The sequence below is a fragment of the Pseudomonas sp. SYWMCR5 genome (genome assembly GCF_057197165.1).
Map to the genome: position 1 here is coordinate 538467 of NZ_JBXUNH010000002.1, position 26990 is coordinate 565456.

Genomic DNA, 26990 nt, shown 5'->3' on the forward strand with positions numbered 1-26990 from the left:
ACACCCTGCGTGACCTGAAAAAACAATTACAAGACAGAGGACCGCTTCCCATGACACCCGAGCACATCGATTCCATCAGCAAGCACCCCGACTTCCAGCAACTGATCCGCCGCAAGCGCCGCCTCAATGGCAGCCTCACCCTCACCATGCTCGCCGCCTACTACGGCTTCGTGCTGCTGGTGGCCTTCGCCCCCGGCCTGCTCGGCCAGTCGCTCAGTGGCGGCGTCACCAGCGTCGGCATGCTGGTGGGGGTGCTGATGGTGCTGTTGTCGTTCGCCCTGACCGGCATCTACATGCACCGTGCCAACCGCGTCATCGACCCGCTCAACGACAAGGTTCGCCAGGAGTGCGCGCAATGAACTGGACTGCCATCTCGATGTTCATGGTGTTCGTCTGCTTCACCCTGCTGGTGACCCGCTGGGCCGCGGCGCGCACGCGCTCGACCAGTGATTTCTACACGGCAGGCGGCGGTCTGACCGGGATGCAGAACGGCCTGGCGATCGCGGGCGACATGATCAGCGCCGCGTCCTTCCTCGGCATCTCGGCGATGATGTTCATGAACGGCTACGACGGCCTGCTCTACGCCCTGGGCGTACTCGCCGGCTGGCCGATCATCCTGTTCCTGATCGCCGAGCGCCTGCGCAACCTGGGCAAGTACACCTTCGCTGACGTGGTCTCCTATCGTCTGGCCCAGGCCCCGGTGCGCCTGAGCGCAGCGTTCGGCACACTGACCGTCGCGCTGTTGTACCTGGTGGCGCAGATGGTCGGTGCCGGCAAGCTGATCGAGTTGCTGTTCGGTATCAGCTACCTCTACGCCGTCACCCTGGTAGGCGTACTGATGGTGCTGTACGTGACCTTCGGCGGCATGCTCGCCACCACCTGGGTGCAGATCATCAAGGCGGTGATGCTGCTGTCGGGCACCACCTTCATGGCGTTCATGGTGCTCAAGCATTTCGGTTTCAGCACCGAGGCAATGTTCTCCAGCGCCGTGGCGGTGCATGCCAAGGGCCAGGCGATCATGGCCCCCGGGGCACTGCTGTCCAACCCCATCGACGCCATCTCGCTGGGCCTGGGCATGATGTTCGGCACCGCCGGGCTGCCACACATCCTCATGCGCTTCTTCACCGTCAGCGACGCCAAGGAAGCACGCAAGAGCGTGTTCTACGCCACAGGTTTCATCGGCTACTTCTACCTGCTGCTGATCGTCATCGGTTTCGGCGCCATCGTCATGGTGGGGACCGAGCCGGCCTACCGAGACGCCAGCGGCGCGATCATCGGCGGCGGCAACATGGTCGCCGTGCACCTGGCCCAGGCCGTGGGTGGCAACCTGTTCCTGGGCTTCATCTCGGCGGTGGCCTTCGCCACGATTCTTGCCGTGGTCGCAGGCCTGGCGCTGTCCGGTGCCTCGGCGATCTCCCACGACCTCTATGCCTGCGTCGTGCGCAAGGGCCAGGCCAGCGAGCAGGAAGAAATGCGCATGTCGCGCATCGCTACTCTGCTGATCGGCCTGCTCGCGGTGCTGCTGGGGTTGCTGTTCGAATCGCAAAACATCGCCTTCCTCTCTGGCCTGGTGCTGGCGATCGCCGCCTCGGTCAACTTCCCGGTGCTGCTGCTCTCGATGTTCTGGAAGGGCCTGACCACCCGTGGCGCAGTAGCCGGCAGCATGGCCGGGCTGGTCTCGGCCATCGTGCTGGTGGTGCTGGGCCCGGCGGTGTGGGTCAACGTGCTGCACAACGAGCGCGCGCTGTTCCCCTACAGCAACCCGGCGCTGTTCTCCATGAGCCTGGCCTTCCTCGGTGCCTGGGCCTTCTCGGTCACCGACAGCTCGCAACGGGCCAGCGAAGAACGTGGCCGCTACCTGGGCCAGTTCATTCGCTCCATGACCGGGATCGGCGCCGCGGGCGCCAGCAAGCACTGAACCCTTGAACCTCGAATGTCGGATATAACAACAATGAACCACACTCGTCTCAAGTCGGCCGCCTGGCTGGCCACCCTCGCCCTGCCCTTGCCCGCCATGGCGGATTTCATCGCTGACAGCCACGCCCGCGTCGAGCTGCGCAACCACTACATCAACCGCGACTTCCGCCAGTCCAATGCGCCGCAAGCCAAGGCCGAGGAGTGGGCGCAGGGTTTCACCGCACGCTTCGAATCGGGCTTCAGCGAGGGCCCGGTAGGGCTGGGCGTGGATGCCATGGGGCAACTGGGGATCAAGCTCGACTCCAGCCGCGACCGGCGCAACACTGGCCTGCTGCCCTTCGGCCCGCACAGCCTGGAGCCGGTGGACGATTACAGCGAGCTGGGGCTGACCGGCAAGCTGCGGGTATCGAAGAGCACCTTGCGCCTGGGCACCCTGCAGCCGATTCTGCCCGTGGTGGTGTACAACGACACCCGCCTGCTGTCATCGACCTTCCAGGGCGGCCTGCTGACCAGCCAGGAGCTCGAAGGGCTGACCGTCAACGCCGGACGCCTGACCAAGGCCAACCTGCGCGACTCCTCCGGGCGCGACGACATTGGCTACGGCGCGGCCAGCAGCGACCACTTCGACTTCGGTGGCGGCAGCTACGCGATCACCCCGCAGACCAGCGTCAGCTACTACTACGCCAAGCTCGACGAGATCTACCGCCAGCAGTACCTGGGCCTGCTGCACACCCAGCCACTGGGCGAGGGTTTGAGCCTGCGCAGCGACCTGCGCTACTTCGACAGCCGCGGCGACGGCGCCGAACGCGCCGGGCGCATCGACAACCGCAACTTCAACGCCATGTTCACCCTGGGCGTGAAGGCCCACAAGTTCACCGCCACCTGGCAGCAGATGTCCGGCGACAGCGCGTTTCCGTTTCTCAACGGCGGCGACCCCTACACCGTCAACCTGGTCACCTACAACACCTTCACCCGCGCAGGTCTCGACTCCTGGCAGGTGCGCTACGACTACGACTTCGTCGCGATGGGCATTCCGGGCCTGAGCTTCATGACCCGCTATACCGACGGTCGCCACGCCGAAACCGCGACCCTCAGCAATGGCAGCGAGCGCGAGCGCGACACCGACGTCACCTACGTCATCCAGAGCGGCCCGTTCAAGGACGTCAGCCTGCGCTGGCGCAACGTCACCTTCCGTTCCGGCAATGGCCTGACCAACGCCGTGGACGAGAACCGCCTGATCATCGGCTACACCCTGGCGCTGTGGTAACCGCGCCCTTCAAAGGAGAACAGCATGTCTGACGCCCACACCCTTCAGAGTTTCATCGCCGGCCGCTGGATCGGCCAGCACGGCGCCCAGGCCCTGCGCAGCGCCCTCGACGGGCAAGTACTTGCCTACAGCCACGAAGAACGCCCGGACTTCGCCGAAGCGCTGGATTTCGGCCGCCGCCAGGGCCTCGCCGGGCTCATGGCCCTGGATTTTCAACAGCGCGCCGCACGCCTGAAGGCCCTGGCGTTGTACCTGGCCGAGCGCAAGGAACAGCTCTACGCCCTCTCCCACCACAGCGGCGCGACCCGGGCCGACAGCTGGATCGACATCGAAGGCGGCAATGCCACGCTGTTTTCCTACTCCGGCATCGGCACCCGCGAGTTGCCCTCGGGCAACCTGCTGCACGAAGGCCCGGCCATCCCGCTGGGCAAGCAAGGGCGTTTCGCCGGCAGCCATATCCTGGTGCCACGGGCAGGCGTGGCGGTGCACATCAACGCCTTCAACTTCCCGATCTGGGGCATGCTGGAGAAGTTCGCGCCGACCTTCCTCGCCGGCATGCCGTGCATCGTCAAGCCCGCGACGTCCACCAGCTACCTGACCGAAGCCGTGGTGCGCCTGATCGACGAATCCGGCCTGCTGCCGCCCGGCAGCCTGCAACTGGTGATCGGCAGCACCGGCGACTTGCTCGAGCGCCTGCAGGGCCAGGACCTGGTGACCTTCACCGGCTCCGCCGACACCGCCGCCAAGCTGCGCATGACGCCGAACCTGGTGCGCAACTCGGTGCCCTTCACGGCTGAAGCCGACTCGCTGAACTGCGCCATCCTCGGGCCGGATGTAACCCCGGACGACGAGGAGTTCGACCTGTACATCAAGGAGGTGGTGCGCGAGATGACCACCAAGGCCGGCCAGAAGTGCACGGCCATTCGCCGCGCCATCGTGCCGGCCAGGCACCTGGATGCCGTCGCCACCCGCCTGCGCGAACGCCTGGCCAAGGTGGTGGTGGGCGATCCGGCGGTCGAAGGCGTACGCATGGGCGCGCTGGCCTCCCACGACCAGCAGCGTGATGTCGGCGAGCGCGTGCGCAGCCTGCTGCAAAGCTGCGACCAACTGTTCGGCGCCAGCGACGGTTTTTCGCCGGTGGGCGAAGGCGTGGCCGAAGGTGCGTTCTTCGCCCCGACCCTGCTGCACGCACGCGACCCGCATGCCGAGGGCGGCGCCCACGATATCGAGGCGTTCGGCCCGGTCAGCACCCTGATGGCCTACGACGACCTGGACGAAGCCCTGGCCCTGGCCGCACGAGGCAAGGGCAGCCTGGTGGCGACCCTGGTGACCCGCGACCGCGCCATCGCCGCCAAGGCCATTCCCGCGGCCGCCGCCTGGCACGGCCGTCTGCTGGTGCTCGACCGCGAGGCTGCGCCGGAGTCCACCGGGCACGGCTCGCCGCTGCCACAGCTCAAGCACGGCGGCCCCGGGCGTGCGGGGGGCGGCGAAGAGCTCGGCGGCCTGCGGGCGGTCAAGCACTACCTGCAGCGTGCCGCGATCCAGGGTTCGCCGAGCATGCTGGCGGCAATCACTGGCGAGCACGTGCGTGGCGCTGAAGTGATCGAGACCGAGGTGCACCCGTTCCGTCGCTACTTCGATGAACTGCGCATCGGCGAGTCGCTGCTGACCCACCGACGTACCGTCACCGAGGCGGACCTGGTGAACTTCGGCTGCCTGTCGGGCGACCACTTCTACATGCATTTCGACGAGATCGCCGCCAAGCAGTCGCAGTTCGGCAAGCGCATCGCCCATGGCTACTTCGTGCTGTCAGCGGCGGCCGGACTATTCGTGTCGCCGGGTGAAGGGCCGGTGCTGGCCAACTACGGGCTGGACACCCTGCGCTTCATCAACCCGGTGGGCATCGGTGACACGATCCAGGCGCGCCTGACCTGCAAGCGCAAGATCGACCAGGGCAAGACCAGCCCGTTGGGGCAGCCGCAAGGGGTGGTGGCCTGGGATGTGGAGGTGACCAACCAGCTCGGTGAACTGGTGGCCAGTTACGACATCCTGACGCTGGTGCTCAAGCGCGGCTGATCATTGCCGGCCTGACGTGTCGGCCCTGGCGCGGGTGTGCCCCGCGACAGGGACGGTTGACTCCCCACCCCATAAATGCTCAGATGCGCCCCTTGTTTCAGGTGTCCCCTGCCGCCGAGCCGGGGATTAAACGGGAAGCCGGTGCCTCGCTCCTGCGAGCAGTCCGGCGCTGCCCCCGCAACGGTAAGCGAGCGATGCATTCGATACACCACTGTGCCAACGGCATGGGAAGGTGAATGCCTCATGCCCCTCGCAAGCCCGGAGACCGGCCTGTCACAGCAGTTGGCAACTCCCGCGGTGGGCGGGCGCAGGCCGGTTCTCGCGGCGGCCGCGCGCCCGCGACAGCTGCGCGCACCTCCACCGTTCGGGTATCACTCACCCTGCGACGGTTGGTTCATCCATGTCATGCCCTACCCTGCACATCCAAGGCCTGCACTGGTCGCCGCACAGCGGTGGGCAGCCGCTGCTGGAGGGTATCGACCTGCAGATCGGCGCCGGTGAATTCGTCGGTCTGATCGGCCCCAACGGCAGTGGCAAGACCAGCCTGCTGCGCTGCGCCTACCGCTTCAATCGCCCCAGCGCCGGTCAGGTGCACCTCGATGGCGAGGATATCTGGCAGCGCAACCCACGCTGGGTCGCCCAGCGCATCGCGGTGATGCTGCAGGAGTTCCCCGAAGACTTCGGCCTGAACGTGCGTGACGTCGTTGCCATGGGCCGCACCCCGCATCTGGGCTGGTTCGAGGGCGACGGCGAGCCGAGCCTGATCGACGACACCCTCGCCAGGCTCGACCTGCTGCCGCGCGCCCTCGACGCCTTCGTCTGCCTGTCGGGCGGCGAAAAGCAGCGCGTGCTGCTGGCGCGGGCACTGGTCCAGCAACCTCGGCTGCTGATCCTCGACGAGCCGACCAACCACCTCGACCCACGCTTCCAGCTGGCCCTGTTGCAGCAACTGCGCAGCACCGGCCTGAGCCTGCTGGCCAGCTTCCACGATCTGAACCTGGCCGCCGCCTTCTGCGATCGGCTGTACGTGATCGATGCCGGGCGCATCGTCGCCCACGGCACGCCAGAACACGTGCTCACCGAGCAATGCCTGGCCGAGGTGTTCGGCGTACAGGCCCTGGTCGACCGCCACCCGCTGGCCTCCCATCCACGCATTACCTGGATCAGCCCTGCATGAAATCGCTGCTCACCAGCCTGGCCCTGCTGGCCGCCCTGCCCCTGGCCGCCGAGGCCGACAACTATCCACTGACCGTGCGCAGTTGCGAGCGCGACGTCACCTTCACCCATGCGCCGCAGCATGCCGTCAGCCATGACATCAATCTCACCGGCATGCTCCTGGCCCTCGGGCTGCGCGACCACATGGCCGGCTACAGCGGCATCAGCGGCTGGAAAACCCTCGACCCAAGCCTGCGCGAAGCACTTGACGGGCTGCCAGAGCTGGCGCCGCGCTACGTGTCGGTGGAAAACCTGCTCGATGCCAACGCCGACTTCTTCCTCGCCGGCTGGAGCTACGGCATGCGCATCGGCGGGCCGGTCACCCCACAGACCCTCGCGCCCTTCGACATCCCGGTGTATGAACTGAGCGAGTCGTGCTCCTGGATCATGCCCCAGCGCCAGGCCAGCCTCGAAGACCTCTACCGCGACCTGGACAACCTTGGCCGGATCTTCGATGTGCGCGAGCGCGCCACTGCGCTGGTTGGCCAGTTCCGCCAACGCGTCGAGCGCGTTGCGGCGCAGATGGCCGAGATCAAGCAACGGCCGCGCGTATTCCTCTATGACAGCGGTGAAGACCGCCCCACCACTTCCGGGCGCCTGGGGATGCCGCAGGCGCTGATCAGCACGGCAGGAGGTGATAACGTCATGAGCGATGTGGCCGCCAGCTGGACCCAGGTGAACTGGGAGAGCGTGGTGGAACGCGATCCGCAGGTGATCGTGATCGTCGACTACGGGCCCACCAGTTGGCAGCACAAACGCGACTTCCTCCTGCACCACCCGGCGCTGGGCAGTGTCGAGGCGATCCGCAAGCAGCGCTTCGTGGTGCTGTCGTACCTGGAGGTGACACCGTCGGTGGAGAACGCCCAGGCCATCGAGACCCTGGCCACGGCCCTGCATCCGCAGCGCTTCGCCGAGGCCCGCCGCTGATGCCGATTCGCAGCCCTGCGGGCTATCGCCTGCTGATCGTTTCGCTGCTGCTGGCCTTGCTGCTGTCGTGCCTGCTGTCGCTGGGGTTCGGCTCGGCGCAGGTCGCATTGGGCAAAGTGGTCGGCATTGTCCTGCAGCAGGTGGGGCTGGGGGCAAGCGGCGACTGGAGCCGCGGCCAGGCGCAGATCGTCTGGCAGATCCGCGCACCGCGCGTGTTGCTGGGGGCGCTGGTCGGCGCAGGGTTGGCAATGGTCGGCGGCGCCCTGCAGGCGGTGACCCGCAATCCCCTGGCCGATCCGCACCTGCTGGGGGTCAGCTCCGGGGCGGTGTTCGGCGCAGTGCTGGTGGTGCTGTTTCTCGGCCCGTTCGCCGGGGCCTTCAGCCTGCCCCTGGCCGCGTTCATCGGCGCGTTGGGCAGTATGTTGCTGGTGCTCGGCGTGGCCAGCCGCGGTGGGCGCCTGGAGAGCGATCGCCTGCTGCTGGCCGGGGTGGCGGTGTCGTTCGTGGTAATGGCCGCCGCCAACCTGCTGCTCTACACCGGCGACCCGCATGCCGCCGCCTCGGTGATGTTCTGGATGCTCGGCGGGCTGGGCCTGGCGCAGTGGTCGCTGTTGTGGCTGCCGGCCGTTTGCGTGCTGGCGGGCTTCGTACTGTTGATGAGCCTGGCGCGGGCGCTGAACGCGCTGATGAGTGGCGAGCAGACCGCTGTGAGCCTGGGCTTCGACACCCGGCGCGTGCGGGCCAAGGTGTTCGTCGGTACGGCGTTGCTGACCGGTGTGCTGGTGTCGCTGTCGGGCGCCATCGGTTTCGTCGGTCTGATGCTGCCCCACGTGGCTCGTCGCCTGGTGGGCGCCGAGCATCGCCGCCTGCTACCGGCCTGCGCCTTGCTCGGGGCGCTGTTCATGATCTGGGTCGATGTCGGCGCACGCACCCTGATCACCCCGCAGGATCTGCCAATCGGCATCGCTACGGCGGCCATCGGCGGCCTGTTCTTCATCCTCTTGCTGAGGCGCAAGGCCTGACATGCACGGACGTGGATCGACGGGTGGATGAGCAACTGCTCGAACATCGGGTGGCAAGGCAGGTACTGATCGCCCGCCAGTGATGCACCGTCGGCCCGATACCGACGGTGCACAGGCAGCGCCTAGAAGCCGGCGCTGTAGAACAGCGCGTACGACTCGATGCCGTCGTTCGGCTGCTTGATGCCGGCGTTGGAATAATGCGTGGCGCGGATGCCGATCTTCTGTTGACCCGGCAGCTTCAGGCCGAAACCGATGCGGTCTTCGAAGTTGACCGACGAGCCCAGCTTCTGATCACCGACGTCGGTCTTGGAGAAGGCGGCCAGGCCGATACCGGCCTCGATGAACGGGACGTAGCCCGAATCGCCGAACTCATAGACAAACACCGGGCTGAACGACAGGGAGTGGGCGCCGCTGTAGTCACCGCCCTCCCAGTAGGTGTAGGCGCCATCCCAGTAACCGGTCAGGTGACCGGTGCTGCTCTGCAGCCACTTCTTGTCCCAGTCGAACGACAGGCCGATGCGATAGGTCATGTCGCCCTGACTGGTGGCGCCCACGGCGCCAGAGATTTGCGCGGCCTGGGCCAGGTTGGCGCCGGCAAGGGCCAGCACGGCGGCGGCCAGCGAGGTGGCAAGACGGGTTTTCATCAATGACTACTCCAGAAGGTCTTCACGGGCAGGTGCCCTGGTGGGGCGTGCCTGCAGCAAGTGGAGGCTTGGCCTCTCGTTCTTCGCTTGCGCCCCAGGCCATCCCACCTGGGGTCACAAGTAGTAATACTTTTCTGATTATCGTCAGCCGCGATAAAAGATGAAAGTCATTTGCCACTATCGAATAGGAAAAAAGTTAGCAAGGTATCGGTTTTTTCGCCTTGAACCCTTCAGCCGGCCTGCTCCTCCAGCAGGCGGATGAACATGCTCAGGCTGCGTGACACCGTACCGCGACGCCACACCAGCCAGGTCTTGAGGTAACGAAAATCCTCGGACAACGGCCAGGCGCTGACGGTACTGGCGCCGGGCATGCTGTCGAGCATGCTGCGCGGCATCAGGGCCAGGCCTGCACCGGCGCTGACACAGGCGAGCATGCCGTGGTACGACTCCATCTCGTGGATCTTGCCCGGGACGGCCTTGTCCTTGACGAACCAGCTCTCGAAGTGATGCCGGTACGAGCAGTTGGCGCGAAAGGCATAGATGCTTTCGCCGTTGACGTCCTGGGCGCGGCTGACCGGAGCGTGGTTCAAGGGGGCGATGACCATCATCTCCTCCTCGAACACCGGCATGCCTTCCAGTGTCGGGTGCAGCACCGGGCCATCGACGAAGGCTGCCACCAGCCGCCCCGACAGCACCCCTTCGAGCATGGTCCCCGAAGGGCCGGTGGAAAGATCCAGGTCGACCTTCGGATAACGCTGGTTATAGGCTGCCAGCACTGCCGGAATGCGTACCGCCGCAGTACTCTCCAGCGAGCCGAGGGCAAAGGTGCCTTGCGGGTCTTCGCCGGCCACGGTCGAGCGTGCCTCCTGCACCAGCTCAAGGATGCGCCGGGTGTATTCAAGGAAGTTCCAGCCCGCAGGAGACAGGCGCAGGCGGCTCTTTTCGCGGATGAACAGCTCCACCCCCAGGTCTTCTTCGAGCTGCTTGATACGGGTGGTCAGGTTCGACGGCACCCGATGGATGTGTTGGGCGGCAGCGCTGATGCTGCCGTGCTCGGCCACCGCCTTGAACATTTCCAGTTGCACCAGGTCCACAGCCATTCTCCATTCGTGAATGTTTCGCTCATTATTATTCAGTTTTCATTAAAGCTGCACGCCTCTAGTCTGGCCTTCAGTCGAATACGACACCGCCAAGACAACAAGAGGACCCGCCATGAGCGAGATCAGCAGCCTGACCCATGCCATTTCCGTCGACCCGTACAGCGGCGAACAGATTGGCGCCTACCCCTACGACACCGATGCCGCACTGGACGCTGCCCTGCAACGCGCCAAGGTCGGCTACGCCCAGTGGCGCCAGGTGTCGCTGGGTCAGCGCAGCGAATACCTGATCGCCCTGGCCAATACCCTGCAGGCCAACCATGAAGCCTTCGCGGTGATGATCACCCGCGAGATCGGCAAGCCGATCACCCAGGCTCGCGGCGAAGTGACCAAGTGCATCGGCCTGTGCCAGTGGTACGCCGAACACGGCCCGGCCATGCTCGCCCCCGAGGCCACCCAGATCGAGAAAGCGCGCATCGAATACCGCCCGCTCGGCCCGATCCTCGCGGTGATGCCGTGGAACTTCCCGATCTGGCAAGTGCTGCGTGGTGCCGTCCCCGCCCTGCTGGCTGGCAACACCTACGTACTCAAGCACGCACCGAACGTGATGGGCAGCGCCTACCTGCTGGCCGAGCTGTTCAAGCAGGCTGGCTTGCCGCAAGGCGTGTTCGAGGTGGTCAATGTCACCCCGGATGGCGTCACCCGCGCGATCAATGACCCGCGCATCGCCGCCATTACCCTCACCGGCAGCGTACGTGCAGGCATGGCCATCGGCGCTCAAGCGGGCGCTGCGCTGAAGAAGTGCGTGCTCGAACTGGGCGGTTCCGATCCGTTCATCGTGCTGGCTGATGCCGACCTCGATGCCGCCGTCAAAGCTGCAGTGATCGGCCGCTACCAGAACACCGGCCAGGTCTGCGCCGCGGCCAAGCGTTTCATCGTGGAAGACAGCATCGTCGAGGCCTTCACGCAGAAGTTCGTGGAAGCGACCCGCGCCCTGAAAATCGGCAACCCACTGCAGGATGACACCTACCTCGGCCCGATGGCCCGCTTCGACCTGCGCGACGAACTCGATGGCCAGGTCCAGGCGACTCTCGCCGAAGGCGCCACGCTGCTGCTGGGCGGCAAGAAGGTCGAAGGCAGCGCCAACTTCTACGAGCCGACCGTGTTCGCCAACGTCACCCCCGACATGACCGCCTTCAAGCAGGAGCTGTTCGGTCCGGTGGCGGCGATCATCAGCGCCCGTGACGCCGAGCACGCGGTAGAACTGGCCAACGACAGCGAATTCGGCCTGGCGGCGACGATCTACACCGCTGACCTGGCACGGGCCGAGCGCATGACCTCGGCACTGGACACCGGCGGAGTGTTCATCAACGGCTACTGCGCCTCCGACCCCCGCGTAGCGTTCGGTGGCGTGAAGAAGAGCGGTTTCGGGCGTGAGCTGTCGCACTTTGGTGTGCGCGAATTCTGCAACGTGCAGACGGTGTGGCTGGATCGTAACTGAGACGAGTGCGCGTCGCTCTTTTCGCGGGCAAGCCCGCTCCCTGTAGGAGCGGGCTTGCCCGCGAAAAGGCCAGCACCCACACCGCAGATGCCTGATCATCTGCAACAAAAATGCACCCCACCCCTGCAGATTTACCAATTGTGTCAGGCAAATACGCATGGCAGGATCCGTTGATCCTCCAGCGTATTTCCAGACTTAACGTGGAAAATCAATAACAAAGCAGGGAGACCGCGATGACCGCGCACGCTCAACCAACGGCCACGGATCATGTTCTGGCCGACACCCGCAACCACATCGGCCACCTGACCCTCAACCGTCCCGCCGGCCTCAACGCCTTGACCCTCGACATGGTGCGCAGCCTGCAGCGCCACCTCGACGCCTGGGCGCAAGACCCACAAGTCAAGGCCGTGGTCCTGCGCGGCGAAGGCCCCAAGGGCTTCTGCGCAGGGGGCGACATCCGTTCGCTGCATGACAGCTTCAAGGCCGGCAGCGACCTGCATGAGCGCTTTTTCGTCGAGGAATACGCCCTCGACCTGTGCATCCATCATTACCGCAAACCGATCCTCGTGCTGATGGACGGCTTCACCCTCGGCGGCGGCATGGGCCTGGCCCAGGGCGCGGACCTGCGCATCGTCACCGAACGCAGCCGCCTGGGGATGCCCGAGGTCGGTATCGGCTACTTCCCCGATGTGGGTGGTAGCTACTTCCTGTCGCGCATCCCCGGCGAGCTGGGCATCTACCTGGGTGTCAGCGGCGCGCAGATCCAGGCCGCCGATGCCCTGTACTGTGGGCTGGCGGACTGGTACGTGGACAGCGCAAAACTGACCGCGTTGGACGAAGGCCTGGATCATCTGAACTTCGGCGACCAGCCACTCAAGGATCTGCAAGGTCTGCTCGCCAAACTTGGCTCCCAGACGCTGGACGACGCGCCGCTGGCCAAGCTGCGCCCGGCCATCGATCACTTCTTCGCCCTGCCCGACATGACCAGCATCATCGAGCAACTGCGCGCCGTGAGCATCGGCGACAGCCGCCCCTGGGCACTGGCCACCGCCGATCAGCTGGAAACCCGCTCGCCGCTGGCGATGGCGGTTACCCTGGAAATGTTGCGCCGCGGCCGCCAGCTGGGCCTGAAAGACTGCTTCGACATGGAGCTGCACCTGGACCGCCAGTGGTTCGCCCATGGCGACATCATTGAGGGCGTGCGTGCGCTGATCGTCGACAAGGACAAGCAGCCACGCTGGAACCCGCCGACACTCGCCGCGCTGTCGCGCAAGCGGGTCGATCAATTCTTCGAAGGCCTGTGAGCCCGGGAGTACACAGCATGCAAGACCTGGAACTGAGCGAAGAACAGATCATGATCCGCGACATGGCCCGGGACTTTGCCCGTGGCGAGATCGCGCCGCATGCCCAGGCCTGGGAGAGGGCTGGCTGGATCGACGATGACGTCGTCCGCGCCATGGGTGAGCTGGGCCTGCTGGGCATGGTCGTCCCCGACACCTTCGGTGGCAGCTACACCGACTACGTCGCCTATGCCCTGGCGGTAGAAGAGATCTCGGCTGGCGACGGCGCGACCGGTGCGATGATGAGCATCCACAACTCGGTCGGCTGCGGCCCGCTGCTGGCCTATGGCAGCGCTGAGCAACAGCAGCAATGGCTGCCGCGCCTGGCCAGTGGCGAAGTGATTGGCTGCTTCTGCCTGACCGAGCCCCAGGCTGGCTCCGAAGCCCACAACCTGCGTACCCGCGCCGAGCTGGTCGATGGCCACTGGGTGATCAATGGCGCCAAGCAGTTCGTCAGCAACGCCCGCCGCGCAGGGCTGGCCATCGTCTTTGCCGTCACCGACCCGGAGCTGGGCAAGAAGGGCCTGTCGGCGTTTCTGGTAGAGACCGACAACCCAGGGTTCAAGGTCGATCGCAGCGAACACAAGATGGGCATCCGCGCCTCGGACACCTGTGCGGTCACCCTCGACGACTGCCGCATCCCCGCCGCCAATCTGCTGGGCGAGCGCGGCAAGGGCCTGGCCATCGCCCTGTCCAACCTCGAAGGCGGGCGCATCGGCATCGCCGCCCAGGCACTGGGCATCGCCCGCGCAGCCTTCGAAGCAGCGCTGACCTATTCGCGCGAGCGCATCCAGTTCGGCAAACCGATCAACGAGCACCAGAGCATCGCCAACCTGCTGGCCGACATGCAGGTGCAGGTCAATGCCGCACGCCTGCTGATCCTCCACGCCGCACGCCTGCGCACGGCCGGCAAGCCGTGCCTGTCGGAAGCCTCGCAGGCCAAGCTGTTCGCCTCGGAAATGGCCGAGCGGGTGTGCTCCATGGCCATCCAGGTGCATGGCGGCTATGGCTATCTTGAGGACTATCCGGTGGAGAAGTACTACCGCGATGCGCGCATTACCCAGATCTACGAGGGCTCAAGCGAGATTCAGCGGATGCTGATTGCGCGCGAGTTGAGGCATTATATGCTTTGAGGGTTACGAATGCTGCCGCAGGCAACCTATGGCAGCATTCGGCTTGGTTATACTGAATCGACCAACAGCATGATCACGCTAATTCATAGTCAACGTTATCAATTAAGACCGTACCACACGTGTCTGGCCTCTTCATGGTGAAATATTTAATAGGCACATCCAGCGAAGCGAAGGTGACCTTAGTAGCGTAGGAAGTAGATCCCACAGTCACCTTCACATTTTTGATCAACTTATTTTCGGCACTATAAAAACAAACCTCATGAACCATACCATGACTCCCGCTAGTATCAAAACTTACTGCTGACGCCCCACTACGAAGTAAAATCTTTACCGTACCCGCGCTCAAAACCAAGCAATTATTTTTAATCGGCAAGTAACTGGCACTAGTCACGCCACTCATCAGAGACACAACCCCATGAAATCGCTGGACGGTCAAGGCAGGCAATACAAAATCTTCCAGAATGTTCTGAGGCTTGCAGGATTCAAAATCCTCGAAGGTTGCAGATACCAATACCCCAAGCAAATCCACTGTCACCGAACGTGATTCCAATCTGCTTCCAGATGGATTTCGCTCGACTTCATACGTCATCACCACGCTTTTCGAATTACTCACTCCCCGCCAAGCGCTCATCGGAATATTGACACTTTGTTTGCCAATTACCTCCACCGTATGCACTGTGACGCTTGCCCCGCTAAATTTGATACGAATTCGGTCGCCCACAGCCATACCTGCATACTGGGGAACTTCGACTACTAATCCACTTAGTCCAATCTGCCCAAGGTCAAGCTTGCCATTCTGGGCGGCAGGCACGTTAAGCAGGGCAAACGTCTTAGCCAACATCTGCTCTGTGGCGATCCTAAAGGTGAGCGTTTCGGAGGCGTGGGTCGGCTTTGACGCCCGATCAACATAATAAGTAACCCATACCGTAACGGGTTCGTCGCTCTCTATCGCCAGTAGGTGTTCGGGAATCAGGAAGGGCGAGACTTCACCACCAGACTCCACGTCTTCTTCATCCTCGTAGTATCCGCCCTCGCTGGTTTCCCAAACAACCGCCACTGTGCATGGCGTTGGGTCCACCCCTTCTTGCGGAATATCAATCTGCATACCGAATGCGTACTCGGGCAATTTCGGATCGAGGATACCATCGGGTAGTTCACGCCCGGGGAAGGGGGCCGGCAGCGTCACGGCAGGGTCACCGATGTAGTATCTGACAACCTCCGAATGGAACGTTTTCCCCCCTCGTACTACCGTGTATGAGATATCAACCCACCCACCATCGAGTGGCTTGAGAAAATCCGGGCCGGAGAGCCGAATCGGGATTTGTTTGCCTACCCGTTGCGAGGAAACGCGGAACATCCTGCTGTTCAAGTTGAGATGCTCATCGCCGGAACACGGGGTGCCCATCCAATTCACGGTGACCTGGTCTCTTTCTTCAAGCATTGCCTGTACCGGGATCAATACGTGAACCTCTCGGTGGTTTGCATCGACCCAGAAGCCGTCCGCCGGATCCAACAGTGGAGCCACTAGCCCGGCGCCCTCACCTGCTATATCGAAGAAGGCCACCTTGGAAACTGCCCGTAAGCCGTTCCGGGTCAGGGTATAGCTCAAGTCAGCGCCACCTCCAGCCAGTGCAACCAAGACCTCGAAAGGCACCTTGAACATGTGCTCTTTCGTTGCGCGGGTGATGACTTCTGGCCCATAGGTCGCCGGAATAGCCTGCCCGGCTTCGGTGGTGCCATTCCAGTGCAGGGTGATACTGTCACCACTCTGGAACGCCCCCGACACTCTGACTTCCAGGTGCGTTGCATCCTTCCCGAATATGAAAGGATCAATCACCCCCGTTTCAATCACGGCGCCATCGCTATCAAGCACAACCGGAGCGGCCAGTTCCAAGCCTGTCAGATTGACCTTGGCCCACGCGTTGACAGACCATTCCGACTCATTGCCAACCTCATCGCATACATAGTAATAAACCGGCAAGGCGTCGCTATCGCCTGCCTGCTTGATGACACTTGCATCCACTTCGATGACGATGGCCTTGCCACGGGCTTCGTCCGCAGAAACGAAATGCTCGACAGAATGATCATGCCCCCAGAAGAGATGGATTCGGTCGCCTGCATGGGCACTCAGGTATCGCGGAATAGTGACTTTGATCTTGCCTTCGGCATCCGCCATGCCGATCTCGCCAGATGCAGGCAGGCTGACGATAGGTGCCGCCAGTTCCTGCCCCTTGCCTTTTTCACCTTCGACGCCCGGCTGTCCGAAACGGACCAGGGTGGTCACCGTCAACGATCGTGTCCGGCAGTCCTTCGATAGCACCTCATAGCGCAGGACCTTTAAACCTCTCGGTATGTAATCATCAGCAACAATCAAGGAAAACTCGGTTTTCTTGAGCCTTTCATGATCGATGCGCAGGCTCGCGACCAAAAAGTCGTCCCAGTAGAGCAGCAGCGTATCCCGCTCTTGGATACCTGCCCAGGCTTTGATTGTCACGATAACGCCTTTGGGATCCTCATCGATCAGTTCATCACTGATACCGAAGTTCGCATTGGGTAAATGCTCGACGGCGCCGTTGACATACGGCCACGATAACCCGGTTGGTGGCTTTGCGGACGTGCTGGCCATGTGCTTTTCGAAAGCGGCCATATTCGCCTTGGTGAGTTCTGTTCCGTCAGAGTCGTCAATCACTGCATTTTTCAGATCAAGCCCTGTGCCTTGCGAAAATGAGTTCATTGTAAATTCCCTTTCTAGCGATCGGCCGGAATGGCATTTCAAGACTAGTTTGAAGGTCCTAAGCGCCACAACTGGCATATTTATCAGGTGGCGCAGGCGTTTCTGGCTATCTACCCAGTCGTCTGCAGAGCACGCTTGCCTCTCTCTGCACACCGGCGGATATCGAGCTGATTGAATTTCTTTATTGAATACCTGTACCTGGTGCAGTAAGCTCGACCCCATTCAGTGGAGAGCAACATGTCGAAACACACCTGCAATCACGCCAACACCACCGGTCGCACCGCGCGCCCTGTGCTGGCCGTTGCCGGTCGTAACGTCGCCTGCTCCTATTTTGGGTATTGGTTTAGCCACTAGGCGCCGATACCCACACGGCGCCCACCTTCGAGGGGCCGCCGAACATGAGAATACTCAAACCCCCGGTCGGCTCCCCGACCGGGGGTTTTGCGTTTCCAGGCCCTGAAAAACATCCATTCGTTCCGAGGACAGATTCATGAACTACACCAGCTACCCCTACGCAGACACCTACGCCTGGCGATTTAGCCAATCCCGTTCGGGCCAGCCTGCCGCCTCCGTACGGTCCATCACTGGTGGCGACGCTGCACACAGCAATCATCCGAATACCTGTCGAACACCTCGATAGGGCCGACAGCGCGGGAAGCACCCGCCGTCCGCCCAGGGAAACAACGCCATGCAAGCTTCGAATCTCGCTCTGCCCCTGACCCAACCTGCCGCTGCCAACACCTCCGTCAGCCAGCGCCTGCCCAGCCCTCACCTGCTCAAGCAGCAGATGCCGCTTTCCAGTGAACTCGCCCAGCAAGTCCACGCCCATCGCCAGGCCGTGCGCGCCATTCTCGAAGGCCGCGACCCACGCCTGCTGGTGATCGTCGGCCCATGCTCGATCCACGACCCACGCTCGGCCCTTGAATACGCCGACCGCCTGGCGGCCCTGAGCCGTGAAGTCGATGACAAGCTGCTGCTGGTGATGCGTGCCTACGTGGAAAAGCCGCGCACCACCGTAGGCTGGAAAGGCCTGGCGTACGACCCGCACCTGGACGGCAGCGACGACATGCACGCCGGTATCGCCCTGTCCCGGGGCTTGATGCTGGGCATGCTCGAGCGCGGCCTGCCGATCGCCACCGAACTGCTCCAGCCGATGGCTGCGGGCTACTTCGATGACCTGCTGAGCTGGGCGGCCATCGGTGCACGCACCACCGAATCGCAGATTCACCGCGAGATGGTCAGCGGCCTGGAGCTGCCCGTCGGCTTCAAGAACGGCACCGACGGCGGCGTCGCCATCGCCACCGATGCCATGCGCAGCGCCGCAGCACCGCACCGCCACTTCGGCATGGATGCGCAAGGCTACCCGGCGATCATCGAGACCTTCGGCAACCCGGATACCCACCTGGTGCTGCGCGGCGGCCACAAGGGCCCGAACTACGATGCCGACAGCATCGCCCTGGCCCGCCAGGGGCTGGCCAAGGCCGGGCTTGCGGCGCGGATCATGGTCGATTGCAGCCACGCCAACAGCGGCAAGGACCCGGCGCGCCAACCCGCGGTATTCGAGGATGTGCTGAGCCAACGCCTGGCCGGTGACACCTCGATCGTCGGCGTAATGCTCGAGGGGCACCTGTTCGACGGCTGCCAGGCGCTGGGCAAGGGCACATTGAAATACGGCGTGTCGATCACCGATGGCTGCCTGGGCTGGGATTCGACCGACACCTTGCTGCGCCGGGCGGCAGATAAGTTGTAGGAGGCTCACGGCAAGCCTTGCGAGACATTTCGCAGCCAATTGCGCTAGGCTTGCCGTTTCACATCAAGGAGCAGTTCCCATGGCACGTGCCACCGCCCGCCACATCCTCGTCAGCAGCGAAGAGAAGTGCAACGAACTCAAGGCTCAGATTGAAGCCGGTGCCGACTTCGGCGAAATCGCCAAGTCCAACTCCACCTGCCCGTCCAGCCGCCAGGGCGGTGACCTGGGTTCCTTCGGTCCAGGCCAGATGGTCAAGGAATTCGACACCGTGGTGTTCAGCGCGCCAGTCAACACTGTGCAAGGCCCGGTCAAGACCCAGTTCGGCTACCACCTGCTGGAAGTGACCAGCCGCCAGGACTGATTCGGTCTTGTTCGCCCGCCCCTGCAGTGCCCTTGTAGGAGCGGGCTTGTCCCGCGACAGGGCCCGTTCAGTATCCCCCCATGTCTCGCCGCGCCTCATCGCGGGGCAAGCTCGCTCTTGCAGGGGGCTGGGCCGTCTGTTGGTGGGATGCTTGCTGTCATGCCTGGCATTGACCCTCCAGGCCGCCCCCTCCCACGCCCTCACCGTCTACGGCGAAGCCCCGCGCTACCCCGCGAACTTCACGCACTTCGACTACGTCAACCCGCACGCCCCCAAGGGCGGCAGCTTGCGGCGCTCGGCCATCGAGATCGGCCAGTTCGACCATATCCTGCCGTATATCGACAAGGGCACCGGTGTCAGCGAGGTCGATGGCTGGTTGTATGCCCCGCTGGCGGTACGCTCGTTCGATGAGCCGTACACGGTCTATGGCTTGATCGCCCACCGGATGGAGCGTGGCCCGGACGACGCCTGGCTGCGTTTCGAGATCGACCCGCGTGCCACCTTCGCCGACGGCAAGCCGGTGCGCGCCGAAGATGTGCGCTTCACTTTCGAGCTGCTGATGAGCAAGGGCAGCCTCAAATACCGCACGCAGTTCGCCGAGGTTGCCGGGGTCACCGTGGAAGGCCCGCGCAGCGTGCGCTTCGATTTCAAGCAACCCCACGGACGCACCCTCGCGCTGGACCTGGCAAGCCTGCCGGTACTGCCGGAGCACGACTGGCAGACACGCGACTTCGCCAACGGCGCCGGGTTCGAAAAACCGGTAGGCAGTGGCCCCTACCGCATCAGCCGGATCGACAACGGCCGCAGCATCACCTTCGAGCGCGACCCCGACTGGTGGGCCAAGGACCTGCCGGTCAACCGCGGGCGCTTCAACTTCCAGCGCTTGCGCGTCGAGTACTTCGGCGACACCGAGGTTGCCCGCCAGGTACTCAAGGGCGGCGGATACGATTACAACCGCGAGTTCTCCGCCACCGCCTACACCCTGGGCTACAACGGCGCCCAGCTCGACGACGGCCGCCTGCAGCGCGCCCACCTGGGCCCTGCCAAGCCACAGAACGCCCAGGGCTTCGTGTTCAACCTCGACAAGCCGGTGTTCCGCGACCGCCGTGTGCGCCAGGCGCTGGCGATGCTCTGGGACTTCGAGTGGAGCAACCGGCAGATGATGCGCAACCTGTACATCCGCCAGCAAAGCCTGTACTCCAACACCCCGCTCGCGGCGCGCGAGCTGCCCGACGCCGAGGAACTGAAACTGCTCGAGCCGCTACGCGGCCAGATCCCCGACGAAGTCTTCACCCAGGTGTTCACGGCACCAGTGACCGATGGTTCGGGCATCATCCGCAAGCAGCAGCTGCAGGCGTTGGAGTTGCTCCAGGCCGCCGGTTGGCGCCCTGAGGGTGATCGCCTGCTAAACGCCGAAGGCACGCCGCTGAGCTTCACTTTCCTCAACGGGCAATCGGGCCTGGAGCGCTTGCTCTTGCCCTGGAAACGCAACCTGGCGCAAATCGGCATCGAGCTGAACATCCGCAATGTCGACTCGGCCCAATACATCAACCGGCTGATGGCGCGCGACTACGACATGGTCGTCACCGGTTACCCGGTCACGCTGTCACCCGGCTCGGAGCAGTACAACTACTTCGGCTCAGCCGCCGCCAACGACCCTGGCTCGAACAACCTCATGGTGCTCAAGGACCCGGCGGTGGACCACCTGCTCGACGGCCTGGTACGCGCCTCGACCCAGGCCGACATGCTGCGCCACGCCCACGCCCTGGACCGCGTGCTGCAGTGGAACTACTACTGGATTCCAAACTATTACCCGCCCGGCAGCTCGACCGTCTGGTGGAACCGCTTCGGCCTGCCCAAGGTGCAGGCCGCCTACGACGAAGGCCTGGATACCTGGTGGGAACTCAGCCCAACGGCGCTGACCAATCAGCAGATGGCTGAACGCTCCAAGGTTGCACCATGACCGCCTATATCCTGCGGCGCCTGCTGCTGATCATTCCGACCCTGCTGGCGATCCTGCTGGTGAACTTCGCCATCGTCCAGGCGGCTCCCGGCGGCCCTGTGGAGCAGGCGGTGGCGCGCCTGCAAGGCATCGGCGGCGGCGCCCCAGGCGCCCGGGTCGAAGTGATGCAGGGCGAGTCCCGCGCCAGTCGTGGGCTTGACCCCAAGCTGATCGAGGAGATCAAGCGCCAGTACGGCTTCGACAAGAGCGCCCCGGAGCGCCTTTGGCTGATGCTCGGCCAGTACGCCCGGCTCGATTTTGGCCAGAGCTTCTTCCGTGGCGCCAAGGTTACCGACCTGATTCTCGACAAGTTGCCCGTTACCCTGTCGCTGGGCTTCTGGGCGACGCTGATCACCTACCTGGTCTCGATCCCGTTGGGCATCCGCAAGGCTGTGCGCCACGGTAGCCGTTTCGATGCCTGGAGCAGCGCGCTGATCGTGGTTGGCTACGCGCTGCCCTCGTTCCTCTTCGCCCTGCTGCTGATCGTACTGTTCGCCGGCGGCACGTCCTTGAACTGGTTCCCGGTGCGCGGGCTGGTCTCGGAGGACTTCGACCAGCTGAGCCTGCTGGGCAAGGTCGCCGATTATTTCTGGCACCTGGTGCTACCGGTCGGTGCCTTGGTGATCGGCGGCTTTGCCACCCTCACCCTGCTGACCAAGAACGCCTTCCTCGATGAAATCTCGCGCCAGTATGTGGTCACCGCCCGGGCCAAGGGCTTGAGCCAGCGCCGGGTGCTGTACGGCCATGTGTTGCGCAATGCCATGCTGCTGGTGGTGGCCGGGGTGCCGCAGGCGTTGATCACGGTATTCTTCGCCGGTTCATTGCTGATCGAGGTGATCTTCTCGCTCGACGGCCTGGGGCGCATGAGCTATGAAGCGGCCGTCTCGCGGGATTACCCGGTCGTGTTCGGCACCCTGTTCATCTTCACCCTGGCAGGCTTGCTGATCCGCCTGATCGGCGACCTGTCGTACACCTTGCTCGACCCACGCATCGACTTCGACACGAGGGCGCACTGATGCTCTCACCCATCGCCCGGCGCCGCCTGCAGCGTTTTCGCCATAACCGCCTGGGCTGGGTGTCGCTATGGCTGTTCGCTGCCATCCTGCTGCTGAGCCTGGGCGCAGAGCTGGTGGCCAACGACAAGCCGTTGCTGCTGTCGTACAAGGGCGAGCTGTACACCCCGGCGCTCAAGCGCTACACCGAGCAGCAGTTCGGCGGTGAACTGCCGTTCCAGCCCGACTACCGCAGCGCCTATGTGCGCCAGTTGATCGAAGGCCAGGGCGGCTGGATGCTGTTCGCCCCCATCCCCTTCAGTGCCGACACGCCCAACTACGACCTGCAGGTGCCCACCCCAAGCCCGCCCAGTGCCAGCAATTGGCTGGGCACCGACGACCAGGGCCGCGACGTGCTCGCACGGGTGCTGTATGGCACACGCATTTCCTTGCTGTTCGCCTTCGCCCTGACCCTGGTCAGTGTGCTGATCGGTGTTGCCGCCGGCGCACTGCAGGGCTACCACGGTGGCTGGGTCGATCTGCTCGGCCAGCGCCTGCTGGAGGTATGGTCGGGGTTGCCGGTGCTGTATCTGCTGATCATCCTGTCCGGCTTCGTCGAGCCGAATTTCTGGTGGTTGCTGGGGATCATGGCGCTGTTCTCCTGGCTCACCCTGGTCGACGTGGTGCGCGCCGAATTCCTGCGTGGGCGCAACCTGGAGTACGTCAAGGCCGCCCGTGCACTGGGCCTGCCGGACACCCAGGTGATGCTGCGGCATATCCTGCCCAATGCCATGAACGCCACACTGACCTACATTCCGTTCATGCTGACCGGTGCCATCACCACCCTGACAGCGCTGGACTTCCTCGGCTTCGGCATGCCGGCCGGCACCGCGTCGTTGGGTGAGCTGGTCACCCAGGGCAAGCAGCACCTGCAAGCCCCCTGGCTGGGCTTCACCGCATTCTTCGCGCTGGCGGTGATCCTGTCGCTGCTGGTATTCATCGGCGATGCGCTGCGGGAGGCGTTCGACCCGCGGCGCTGATTCGGCCCTCGACTGAAAGACACACTGATCGTTTGAACGCTATCGGCATCCTGTAAGGAGCGGCACATGACTCTAGACGGCAAGACGGCACTCATCACCGGATCCACCAGCGGCATCGGTCTGGGCATCGCCCAGGTACTGGCCAAGGCAGGTGCCAACATCCTGCTCAACGGCTTCGGCGATCCGCAACCGGCGCTCGCCGAGATCGCCCGCCACGGCGTGAAGGTCGCCCACCATCCGGCAGACCTGTCCGAGGTGACGCAGATCGAGGCCCTGTTCGCCCTGGCCGAGCGCGAGTTCGGCGGCGTCGACATCCTCGTCAACAACGCCGGCATCCAGCACGTCGCGCCGGTGGAGGCCTTCCCCGTACAGAGCTGGGACAACATCATCGCCTTGAACCTCTCGGCCGTGTTCCACGGCACTCGCCTGGCCCTGCCGGGGATGCGCGAACGCGGCTGGGGGCGGATCATCAACATTGCCTCGGTGCACGGCCTGGTAGGCTCCACCGGCAAGGCTGCCTACGTGGCGGCCAAGCACGGGGTGATCGGGTTGACCAAGGTGGTGGCGCTGGAAACCGCGACCAGCAACGTCACCTGCAATGCCATCTGCCCCGGGTGGGTGCTGACCCCACTGGTGCAGAAGCAGATCGACGACCGCGCAGCGGCAGGCGGCGACCCTCGGCAGGCCCAGCATGACCTGCTGGCCGAGAAGCAGCCCTCGCTGGCCTTCGTCACCCCCGAGCACCTGGGCGAGCTGGCACTGTTTCTGTGCAGCGAGGCCGGCAGCCAGGTACGTGGCGCCGCGTGGAACGTGGACGGCGGCTGGTTGGCGCAGTAAGGGCTAGAGTTCAACTAGCAGGCCGTGTCGATTGCCCACCGACCGAGGAGGCTCGCATGAGCGAAGTACTGTGGCGCCCCAGCCCCGCACAGGTCCAGGCCAGCCGAATGGACCACTTCCGCCGACAGGTGAACCAGGACCTTGGCCTGCAGCTCGCCAACTACGCAGACCTGCACCGCTGGAGCATCGAGCAGCGCGAAGCGTTCTGGCAGAGGCTCTGCAAGTGCTTCGAAGTGCGCTGGCACAATCTGCCGTCGCAGGTGCTCAGCGAAGGCCCGCAGATGCCGGACGCGCGCTGGTTCGCAGATGGCACGCTCAACTATGCCGAACACCTGTTGCGTCGACGCGACACGCACCCGGCGCTGATCGCCGTGCGCGAGGACGGTACACGTCAGGTGCTCACCCACCGGCAGCTCGCCGCCGAGGTCGCCGGCCTGCAACGCGCGTTCAAGGCCGCCGGCATCCAGCCAGGCGATCGTATCGCCGCGGTCATGCCCAACACCTGGCAAACCCTGGTGGCCATGCTCGCCAGCGCCAGCCTGGGGGCGATCTGGTCCACCTCGTCCCCCGAGTTCGGGCTGCACGGCATCATCGACCGCTTTGGCCAGATCGCGCCGAAACTGCTGATCGTCTGCGCCGGCTATCACTATGCTGGCAAGGTGATCGACCAGGTCGAGAAGATCAATCAGGTCTGCGCCCGGTTACCAGCGCTGGAGCACCTGTTGGTCGTGCCCTACACCCGCGAGCAGACGCGCACCGATGAGTTCGTCGCACCCAGGGTCAGCCTCTGGCAGGACTTCTTTCAGGCCGGTGGCGAACCTGAGTTTGCTGCCCTGCCCTTCGACCACCCGCTGTACGTCCTCTATTCCAGCGGCACCACCGGCGTGCCCAAGTGCATCGTCCACGGAGCAGGAGGCGTACTGCTGCAGCATTTGAAGGAACACGGCCTGCACAACGACCTGAAGGCCGACGACGTGCTGTTCTACTACACCACCTGTGGCTGGATGATGTGGAACTGGTTGGCCAGCGGCCTGGCGGTCGGTGCCACCCTGGTGCTGTACGACGGCTCACCGCTGCACCCCGGCCCCGAGCGCCTGCTCGACCTGATCGACGCCGAAGGCATCCAGGTGTTCGGCACCAGCGCCAAGTACCTGGCCACGCTGGAACAGCAAGGCCTGGTGCCGATACGCAGCCACCGCCTCGACAGCCTGCGCCTGTTGCTGTCCACCGGTTCGCCGCTGTCGCCGCACAGCTACGACTACGTCTACCGTCAGATCAAGCGCGATGTGCGCCTGGTGTCGATGTCCGGCGGTACCGACATCGTCTCATGCTTCGTGCTGGGTAACCCGACCCTGCCAATACGGCGCGGGGAAATACAATGCCGGGGCCTGGGCATGGCCGTGCAGGTGTGGAACGAACAACGCCAGGCGGTGGTGGGCGAGAAAGGCGAGCTGGTCTGTACCCGCCATTTTCCGTCGATGCCGCTGGGTTTCTGGGGCGATACCGACGGCAGCCGTTATCACGAGGCTTACTTCAGCCTGTTCCCCGGCGTCTGGGCACAGGGTGACTATGCCGAAGAAACCAGCAGCGGCGGCCTGGTGATCCACGGTCGCTCCGACGCGGTGCTCAACCCCGGCGGCGTGCGCATCGGTACGGCGGAGATCTATCGCCAGGTGGAGAAAGTCGAGGAGGTGCTCGAGAGCATCGCCATCGGCCAGGACTGGCAAGGCGATGTGCGTGTGGTGCTGTTCGTGCGTCTGCGTGAGGGCCTGCGACTGGACGACGCCCTGTGTCAGCGCATCCGCCAGGTGATCCGCCAATACACCACACCGCGCCATGTGCCGGCGGTGATTGCCCAGGTGCCAGACATCCCGCGCACCGTCAGCGGCAAGCTGGTGGAGCTGGCGGTGCGCAACGTGGTGCACGGGCTGGCGGTGAAGAACACCGATGCCCTGGCCAACCCCGAGGCGCTGGCGTATTTCCGTGACCGCGCCGAGCTGCGCGATCAGGCATAATGGCGCCCTTTTTTGCCCGAAGCACAGGTGTCCCATGAAAGCACAAGCGCGCCATATCCTGGTCAAGACCGCCGATGAGGCCGAACAACTCAAGCTACGCCTGGCCAAGGGCGAGGCGTTCGACGTGCTGGCGAAGAAGTTCTCGACCTGTCCATCGGGCAAGCGCGGTGGCGACCTGGGCGAGGTGCGTCCTGGCCAGCTGGTCGGGGCCATCGACCAGGTGATCTTCAAGAAGGCCCTGCGCGTGGTGCATGGGCCGATCAAGACCAAGTTCGGTTATCACCTGGTGCAGGTGTTCTACCGCGACTGAGCGTTACATCGCTGCGCGCAACATCTCCACGACCTGTGTATGAAGCGCTGGATCGCCGCAGGCCACGATGCAGCCACCGTTCTGCGCCGAGCTGCCATCCCACGCCGTGATCACACCGCCCGCCCCTTGGATGATCGGCATCAGTGCCTGCACGTCGTAGGGTTGCAGGCTCGCCTCGACGATCACATCGACAAACCCCGACGCCAGCATGCAATAGGCGTAGCAGTCGCCCCCATAACGCATCAGTCGCGCCCGCCCCGCCACATGCTCGAATGCCGCCTTGCGCGCCGGAGTGTCGAACATGTCCGGCGTGGTGCACATCAGCGTGGCCGCCTCGAGCGCCCCACAGGCGCGGGTTTTCAGCGGTGTACCGCTACGCCAGGCGCCCTCGGGCGTGCCGACGAAACGCTCGCCGGTAAAGGGCTGGTTCATCACCCCCACCACCGGCTGCTCGCCATCGTTCAGGGCAATCAGCGTGCCCCACAGCGGCAGGCCGGTGATGAAGGCGCGGGTGCCATCGATCGGGTCCAGCACCCAGGTCAACGGGCTGCTGCCCTGTGCCACGCCCTGCTCCTCGCCCAGGATGCCATGCGCCGGATACCGCGCCTGGATCAGCGCACGCATGGCGTCTTCGGCGGCCTTGTCAGCCACGGTCACCGGATCGTACAGGCGCCCGCCTTTGTCCTCGACCTCCAGGCTCGCGCGAAAATACGGCTGGATCGCCAAGGCAGCGGCATCGGCCAATTGCTCGGCAAAAGCACGGAATTCTGTGATCTGCTCAGCGTTCAGGGACATGGGGCGGGCCTCGTA

General features: G+C 64.1%; 21 protein-coding genes, 1 pseudogene and 1 riboswitch. Of the genes and pseudogenes, 18 read left to right on the forward strand and 4 right to left on the reverse strand.

The features are described 5' to 3' along the window. Positions 1-50 precede the first annotated feature (50 nt). From AC2CGW_RS08380 to AC2CGW_RS08410, 7 genes and pseudogenes are all read left to right on the forward strand, one after another. Positions 51-359 (forward strand): DUF485 domain-containing protein, encoded by a 309-nt coding sequence (locus tag AC2CGW_RS08380; RefSeq protein ID WP_054890632.1) that lies wholly within the window; start codon positions 51-53, stop codon positions 357-359. Next, positions 350-1918 (forward strand): annotated as a pseudogene (locus AC2CGW_RS08385) (cation acetate symporter); the annotation flags it as partial. The gene AC2CGW_RS08380 and the pseudogene AC2CGW_RS08385, both read left to right, overlap by 10 nt. A 33-nt stretch (positions 1919-1951) precedes the next feature. Then, a complete protein-coding gene (locus tag AC2CGW_RS08390; protein ID WP_484573849.1) occupies positions 1952-3184 on the forward strand; it encodes an OprD family porin in 1233 nt (410 codons plus the stop codon). Positions 3185-3208: 24 nt separating this feature from the next. Then, positions 3209-5260: a phenylacetic acid degradation bifunctional protein PaaZ gene (paaZ, locus tag AC2CGW_RS08395; RefSeq protein WP_484573850.1), complete on the forward strand. Its 2052-nt coding sequence runs from the start codon at positions 3209-3211 to the stop codon at positions 5258-5260. Positions 5261-5342: 82 nt separating this feature from the next. Then, positions 5343-5548, forward strand: a riboswitch (cobalamin riboswitch). Positions 5549-5660: 112 nt separating this feature from the next. Beyond that, entirely contained in the window at positions 5661-6437 is a 777-nt protein-coding gene (locus AC2CGW_RS08400) for an ABC transporter ATP-binding protein (RefSeq protein ID WP_484573851.1), read from the forward strand. Further along, positions 6434-7402 (forward strand): ABC transporter substrate-binding protein, encoded by a 969-nt coding sequence (locus AC2CGW_RS08405; protein WP_484573852.1) that lies wholly within the window; start codon positions 6434-6436, stop codon positions 7400-7402. Before AC2CGW_RS08400 ends, AC2CGW_RS08405 begins: the two co-directional genes overlap by 4 nt. Continuing rightward, a complete protein-coding gene (locus tag AC2CGW_RS08410; RefSeq protein ID WP_484573853.1) occupies positions 7402-8424 on the forward strand; it encodes a FecCD family ABC transporter permease in 1023 nt (340 codons plus the stop codon). The genes AC2CGW_RS08405 and AC2CGW_RS08410 overlap by 1 nt, the downstream gene beginning before the upstream one ends. 122 nt (positions 8425-8546) lie before the next feature. Here the strand turns inward: AC2CGW_RS08410 and AC2CGW_RS08415 are convergent, their stop codons facing one another. Both AC2CGW_RS08415 and ptrR read right to left on the reverse strand, forming a co-directional pair. Then, positions 8547-9068 (reverse strand): acyloxyacyl hydrolase, encoded by a 522-nt coding sequence (locus AC2CGW_RS08415; RefSeq protein ID WP_054890639.1) that lies wholly within the window; start codon positions 9066-9068, stop codon positions 8547-8549. 230 nt (positions 9069-9298) lie between these two features. Next, positions 9299-10162 carry a putrescine utilization regulator PtrR gene (gene ptrR / locus AC2CGW_RS08420; RefSeq protein ID WP_153773677.1) on the reverse strand — a complete coding sequence of 288 codons (864 nt, stop codon included), beginning with the start codon at positions 10160-10162 and terminating at the stop codon, positions 9299-9301. 118 nt (positions 10163-10280) lie between these two features. Between ptrR and AC2CGW_RS08425 the strand changes: the two genes are divergently transcribed. The 3 genes from AC2CGW_RS08425 to AC2CGW_RS08435 all read left to right on the forward strand — a co-directional run bounded on the left by AC2CGW_RS08425 (position 10281) and on the right by AC2CGW_RS08435 (position 14139). After that, positions 10281-11666 (forward strand): aldehyde dehydrogenase family protein, encoded by a 1386-nt coding sequence (locus AC2CGW_RS08425; RefSeq protein ID WP_186664860.1) that lies wholly within the window; start codon positions 10281-10283, stop codon positions 11664-11666. 233 nt (positions 11667-11899) lie between these two features. Next, entirely contained in the window at positions 11900-12970 is a 1071-nt protein-coding gene (locus AC2CGW_RS08430; RefSeq protein WP_186711907.1) for an enoyl-CoA hydratase/isomerase family protein, read from the forward strand. A 17-nt stretch (positions 12971-12987) separates the two neighbouring features. Beyond that, the gene (locus AC2CGW_RS08435; RefSeq protein WP_186719310.1) at positions 12988-14139 is read left to right on the forward strand and encodes an acyl-CoA dehydrogenase family protein; all 1152 of its coding nucleotides are present in this window, start codon (positions 12988-12990) and stop codon (positions 14137-14139) included. A 73-nt stretch (positions 14140-14212) separates the two neighbouring features. Here AC2CGW_RS08435 and AC2CGW_RS08440 read toward each other — a convergent pair whose 3' ends face one another. After that, positions 14213-16873 carry a hypothetical protein gene (locus AC2CGW_RS08440; RefSeq protein WP_484573854.1) on the reverse strand — a complete coding sequence of 887 codons (2661 nt, stop codon included), beginning with the start codon at positions 16871-16873 and terminating at the stop codon, positions 14213-14215. 688 nt (positions 16874-17561) lie between these two features. Here AC2CGW_RS08440 and AC2CGW_RS08445 point away from each other — a divergent pair. The 8 genes from AC2CGW_RS08445 to AC2CGW_RS08480 all read left to right on the forward strand — a co-directional run bounded on the left by AC2CGW_RS08445 (position 17562) and on the right by AC2CGW_RS08480 (position 26180). After that, a complete protein-coding gene (locus tag AC2CGW_RS08445) occupies positions 17562-18623 on the forward strand; it encodes a 3-deoxy-7-phosphoheptulonate synthase (RefSeq protein ID WP_484573855.1) in 1062 nt (353 codons plus the stop codon). A 79-nt stretch (positions 18624-18702) separates the two neighbouring features. Further along, on the forward strand, positions 18703-18984 hold the full coding sequence (locus AC2CGW_RS08450; protein ID WP_484573856.1) for a peptidylprolyl isomerase: 282 nt from the start codon (positions 18703-18705) through the stop codon (positions 18982-18984). A 163-nt stretch (positions 18985-19147) separates the two neighbouring features. After that, positions 19148-20947 carry an extracellular solute-binding protein gene (locus AC2CGW_RS08455; protein ID WP_484574011.1) on the forward strand — a complete coding sequence of 600 codons (1800 nt, stop codon included), beginning with the start codon at positions 19148-19150 and terminating at the stop codon, positions 20945-20947. After that, positions 20944-22002 (forward strand): microcin C ABC transporter permease YejB, encoded by a 1059-nt coding sequence (locus tag AC2CGW_RS08460; RefSeq protein ID WP_186664871.1) that lies wholly within the window; start codon positions 20944-20946, stop codon positions 22000-22002. The genes AC2CGW_RS08455 and AC2CGW_RS08460 overlap by 4 nt, the downstream gene beginning before the upstream one ends. Then, entirely contained in the window at positions 22002-23018 is a 1017-nt protein-coding gene (locus tag AC2CGW_RS08465) for an ABC transporter permease (RefSeq protein ID WP_186664874.1), read from the forward strand. The genes AC2CGW_RS08460 and AC2CGW_RS08465 overlap by 1 nt, the downstream gene beginning before the upstream one ends. 66 nt (positions 23019-23084) lie before the next feature. Further along, positions 23085-23855, forward strand: coding sequence for a 3-hydroxybutyrate dehydrogenase (gene hbdH, locus AC2CGW_RS08470; RefSeq protein WP_484573857.1), 771 nt, complete (start codon positions 23085-23087; stop codon positions 23853-23855). A 56-nt stretch (positions 23856-23911) separates the two neighbouring features. Further along, the gene (locus AC2CGW_RS08475) at positions 23912-25870 is read left to right on the forward strand and encodes an acetoacetate--CoA ligase (protein ID WP_484573858.1); all 1959 of its coding nucleotides are present in this window, start codon (positions 23912-23914) and stop codon (positions 25868-25870) included. Between the two features lie 34 nt (positions 25871-25904). Next, positions 25905-26180: a peptidylprolyl isomerase gene (locus tag AC2CGW_RS08480; protein WP_484573859.1), complete on the forward strand. Its 276-nt coding sequence runs from the start codon at positions 25905-25907 to the stop codon at positions 26178-26180. A gap of 3 nt (positions 26181-26183) precedes the next feature. Here AC2CGW_RS08480 and hisN read toward each other — a convergent pair whose 3' ends face one another. Beyond that, positions 26184-26975: a histidinol-phosphatase gene (hisN, locus tag AC2CGW_RS08485; RefSeq protein WP_186719302.1), complete on the reverse strand. Its 792-nt coding sequence runs from the start codon at positions 26973-26975 to the stop codon at positions 26184-26186. Positions 26976-26990 lie beyond the last annotated feature (15 nt).

Bases quoted from the DNA above. Each gene is read 5' to 3' on its own strand.
- AC2CGW_RS08450 (WP_484573856.1), top strand. From the start codon at position 18,703: ATGGCACGTGCCACCGCCCGCCACATCCTCGTCAGCAGCGAAGAGAAG.
- AC2CGW_RS08460 (WP_186664871.1), top strand. From the start codon at position 20,944: ATGACCGCCTATATCCTGCGGCGCCTGCTGCTGATCATTCCGACCCTG.
- AC2CGW_RS08445 (WP_484573855.1), top strand. From the start codon at position 17,562: ATGCAAGCTTCGAATCTCGCTCTGCCCCTGACCCAACCTGCCGCTGCC.
- AC2CGW_RS08465 (WP_186664874.1), top strand. From the start codon at position 22,002: ATGCTCTCACCCATCGCCCGGCGCCGCCTGCAGCGTTTTCGCCATAAC.
- paaZ (WP_484573850.1), top strand. From the start codon at position 3,209: ATGTCTGACGCCCACACCCTTCAGAGTTTCATCGCCGGCCGCTGGATC.
- AC2CGW_RS08430 (WP_186711907.1), top strand. From the start codon at position 11,900: ATGACCGCGCACGCTCAACCAACGGCCACGGATCATGTTCTGGCCGAC.
- AC2CGW_RS08435 (WP_186719310.1), top strand. From the start codon at position 12,988: ATGCAAGACCTGGAACTGAGCGAAGAACAGATCATGATCCGCGACATG.
- AC2CGW_RS08400 (WP_484573851.1), top strand. From the start codon at position 5,661: ATGTCATGCCCTACCCTGCACATCCAAGGCCTGCACTGGTCGCCGCAC.
- hisN (WP_186719302.1), bottom strand. From the start codon at position 26,975: ATGTCCCTGAACGCTGAGCAGATCACAGAATTCCGTGCTTTTGCCGAG.
- AC2CGW_RS08390 (WP_484573849.1), top strand. From the start codon at position 1,952: ATGAACCACACTCGTCTCAAGTCGGCCGCCTGGCTGGCCACCCTCGCC.
- AC2CGW_RS08440 (WP_484573854.1), bottom strand. From the start codon at position 16,873: ATGAACTCATTTTCGCAAGGCACAGGGCTTGATCTGAAAAATGCAGTG.
- hbdH (WP_484573857.1), top strand. From the start codon at position 23,085: ATGACTCTAGACGGCAAGACGGCACTCATCACCGGATCCACCAGCGGC.
- AC2CGW_RS08415 (WP_054890639.1), bottom strand. From the start codon at position 9,068: ATGAAAACCCGTCTTGCCACCTCGCTGGCCGCCGCCGTGCTGGCCCTT.
- AC2CGW_RS08410 (WP_484573853.1), top strand. From the start codon at position 7,402: ATGCCGATTCGCAGCCCTGCGGGCTATCGCCTGCTGATCGTTTCGCTG.
- AC2CGW_RS08480 (WP_484573859.1), top strand. From the start codon at position 25,905: ATGAAAGCACAAGCGCGCCATATCCTGGTCAAGACCGCCGATGAGGCC.
- AC2CGW_RS08425 (WP_186664860.1), top strand. From the start codon at position 10,281: ATGAGCGAGATCAGCAGCCTGACCCATGCCATTTCCGTCGACCCGTAC.
- AC2CGW_RS08475 (WP_484573858.1), top strand. From the start codon at position 23,912: ATGAGCGAAGTACTGTGGCGCCCCAGCCCCGCACAGGTCCAGGCCAGC.
- AC2CGW_RS08380 (WP_054890632.1), top strand. From the start codon at position 51: ATGACACCCGAGCACATCGATTCCATCAGCAAGCACCCCGACTTCCAG.
- AC2CGW_RS08405 (WP_484573852.1), top strand. From the start codon at position 6,434: ATGAAATCGCTGCTCACCAGCCTGGCCCTGCTGGCCGCCCTGCCCCTG.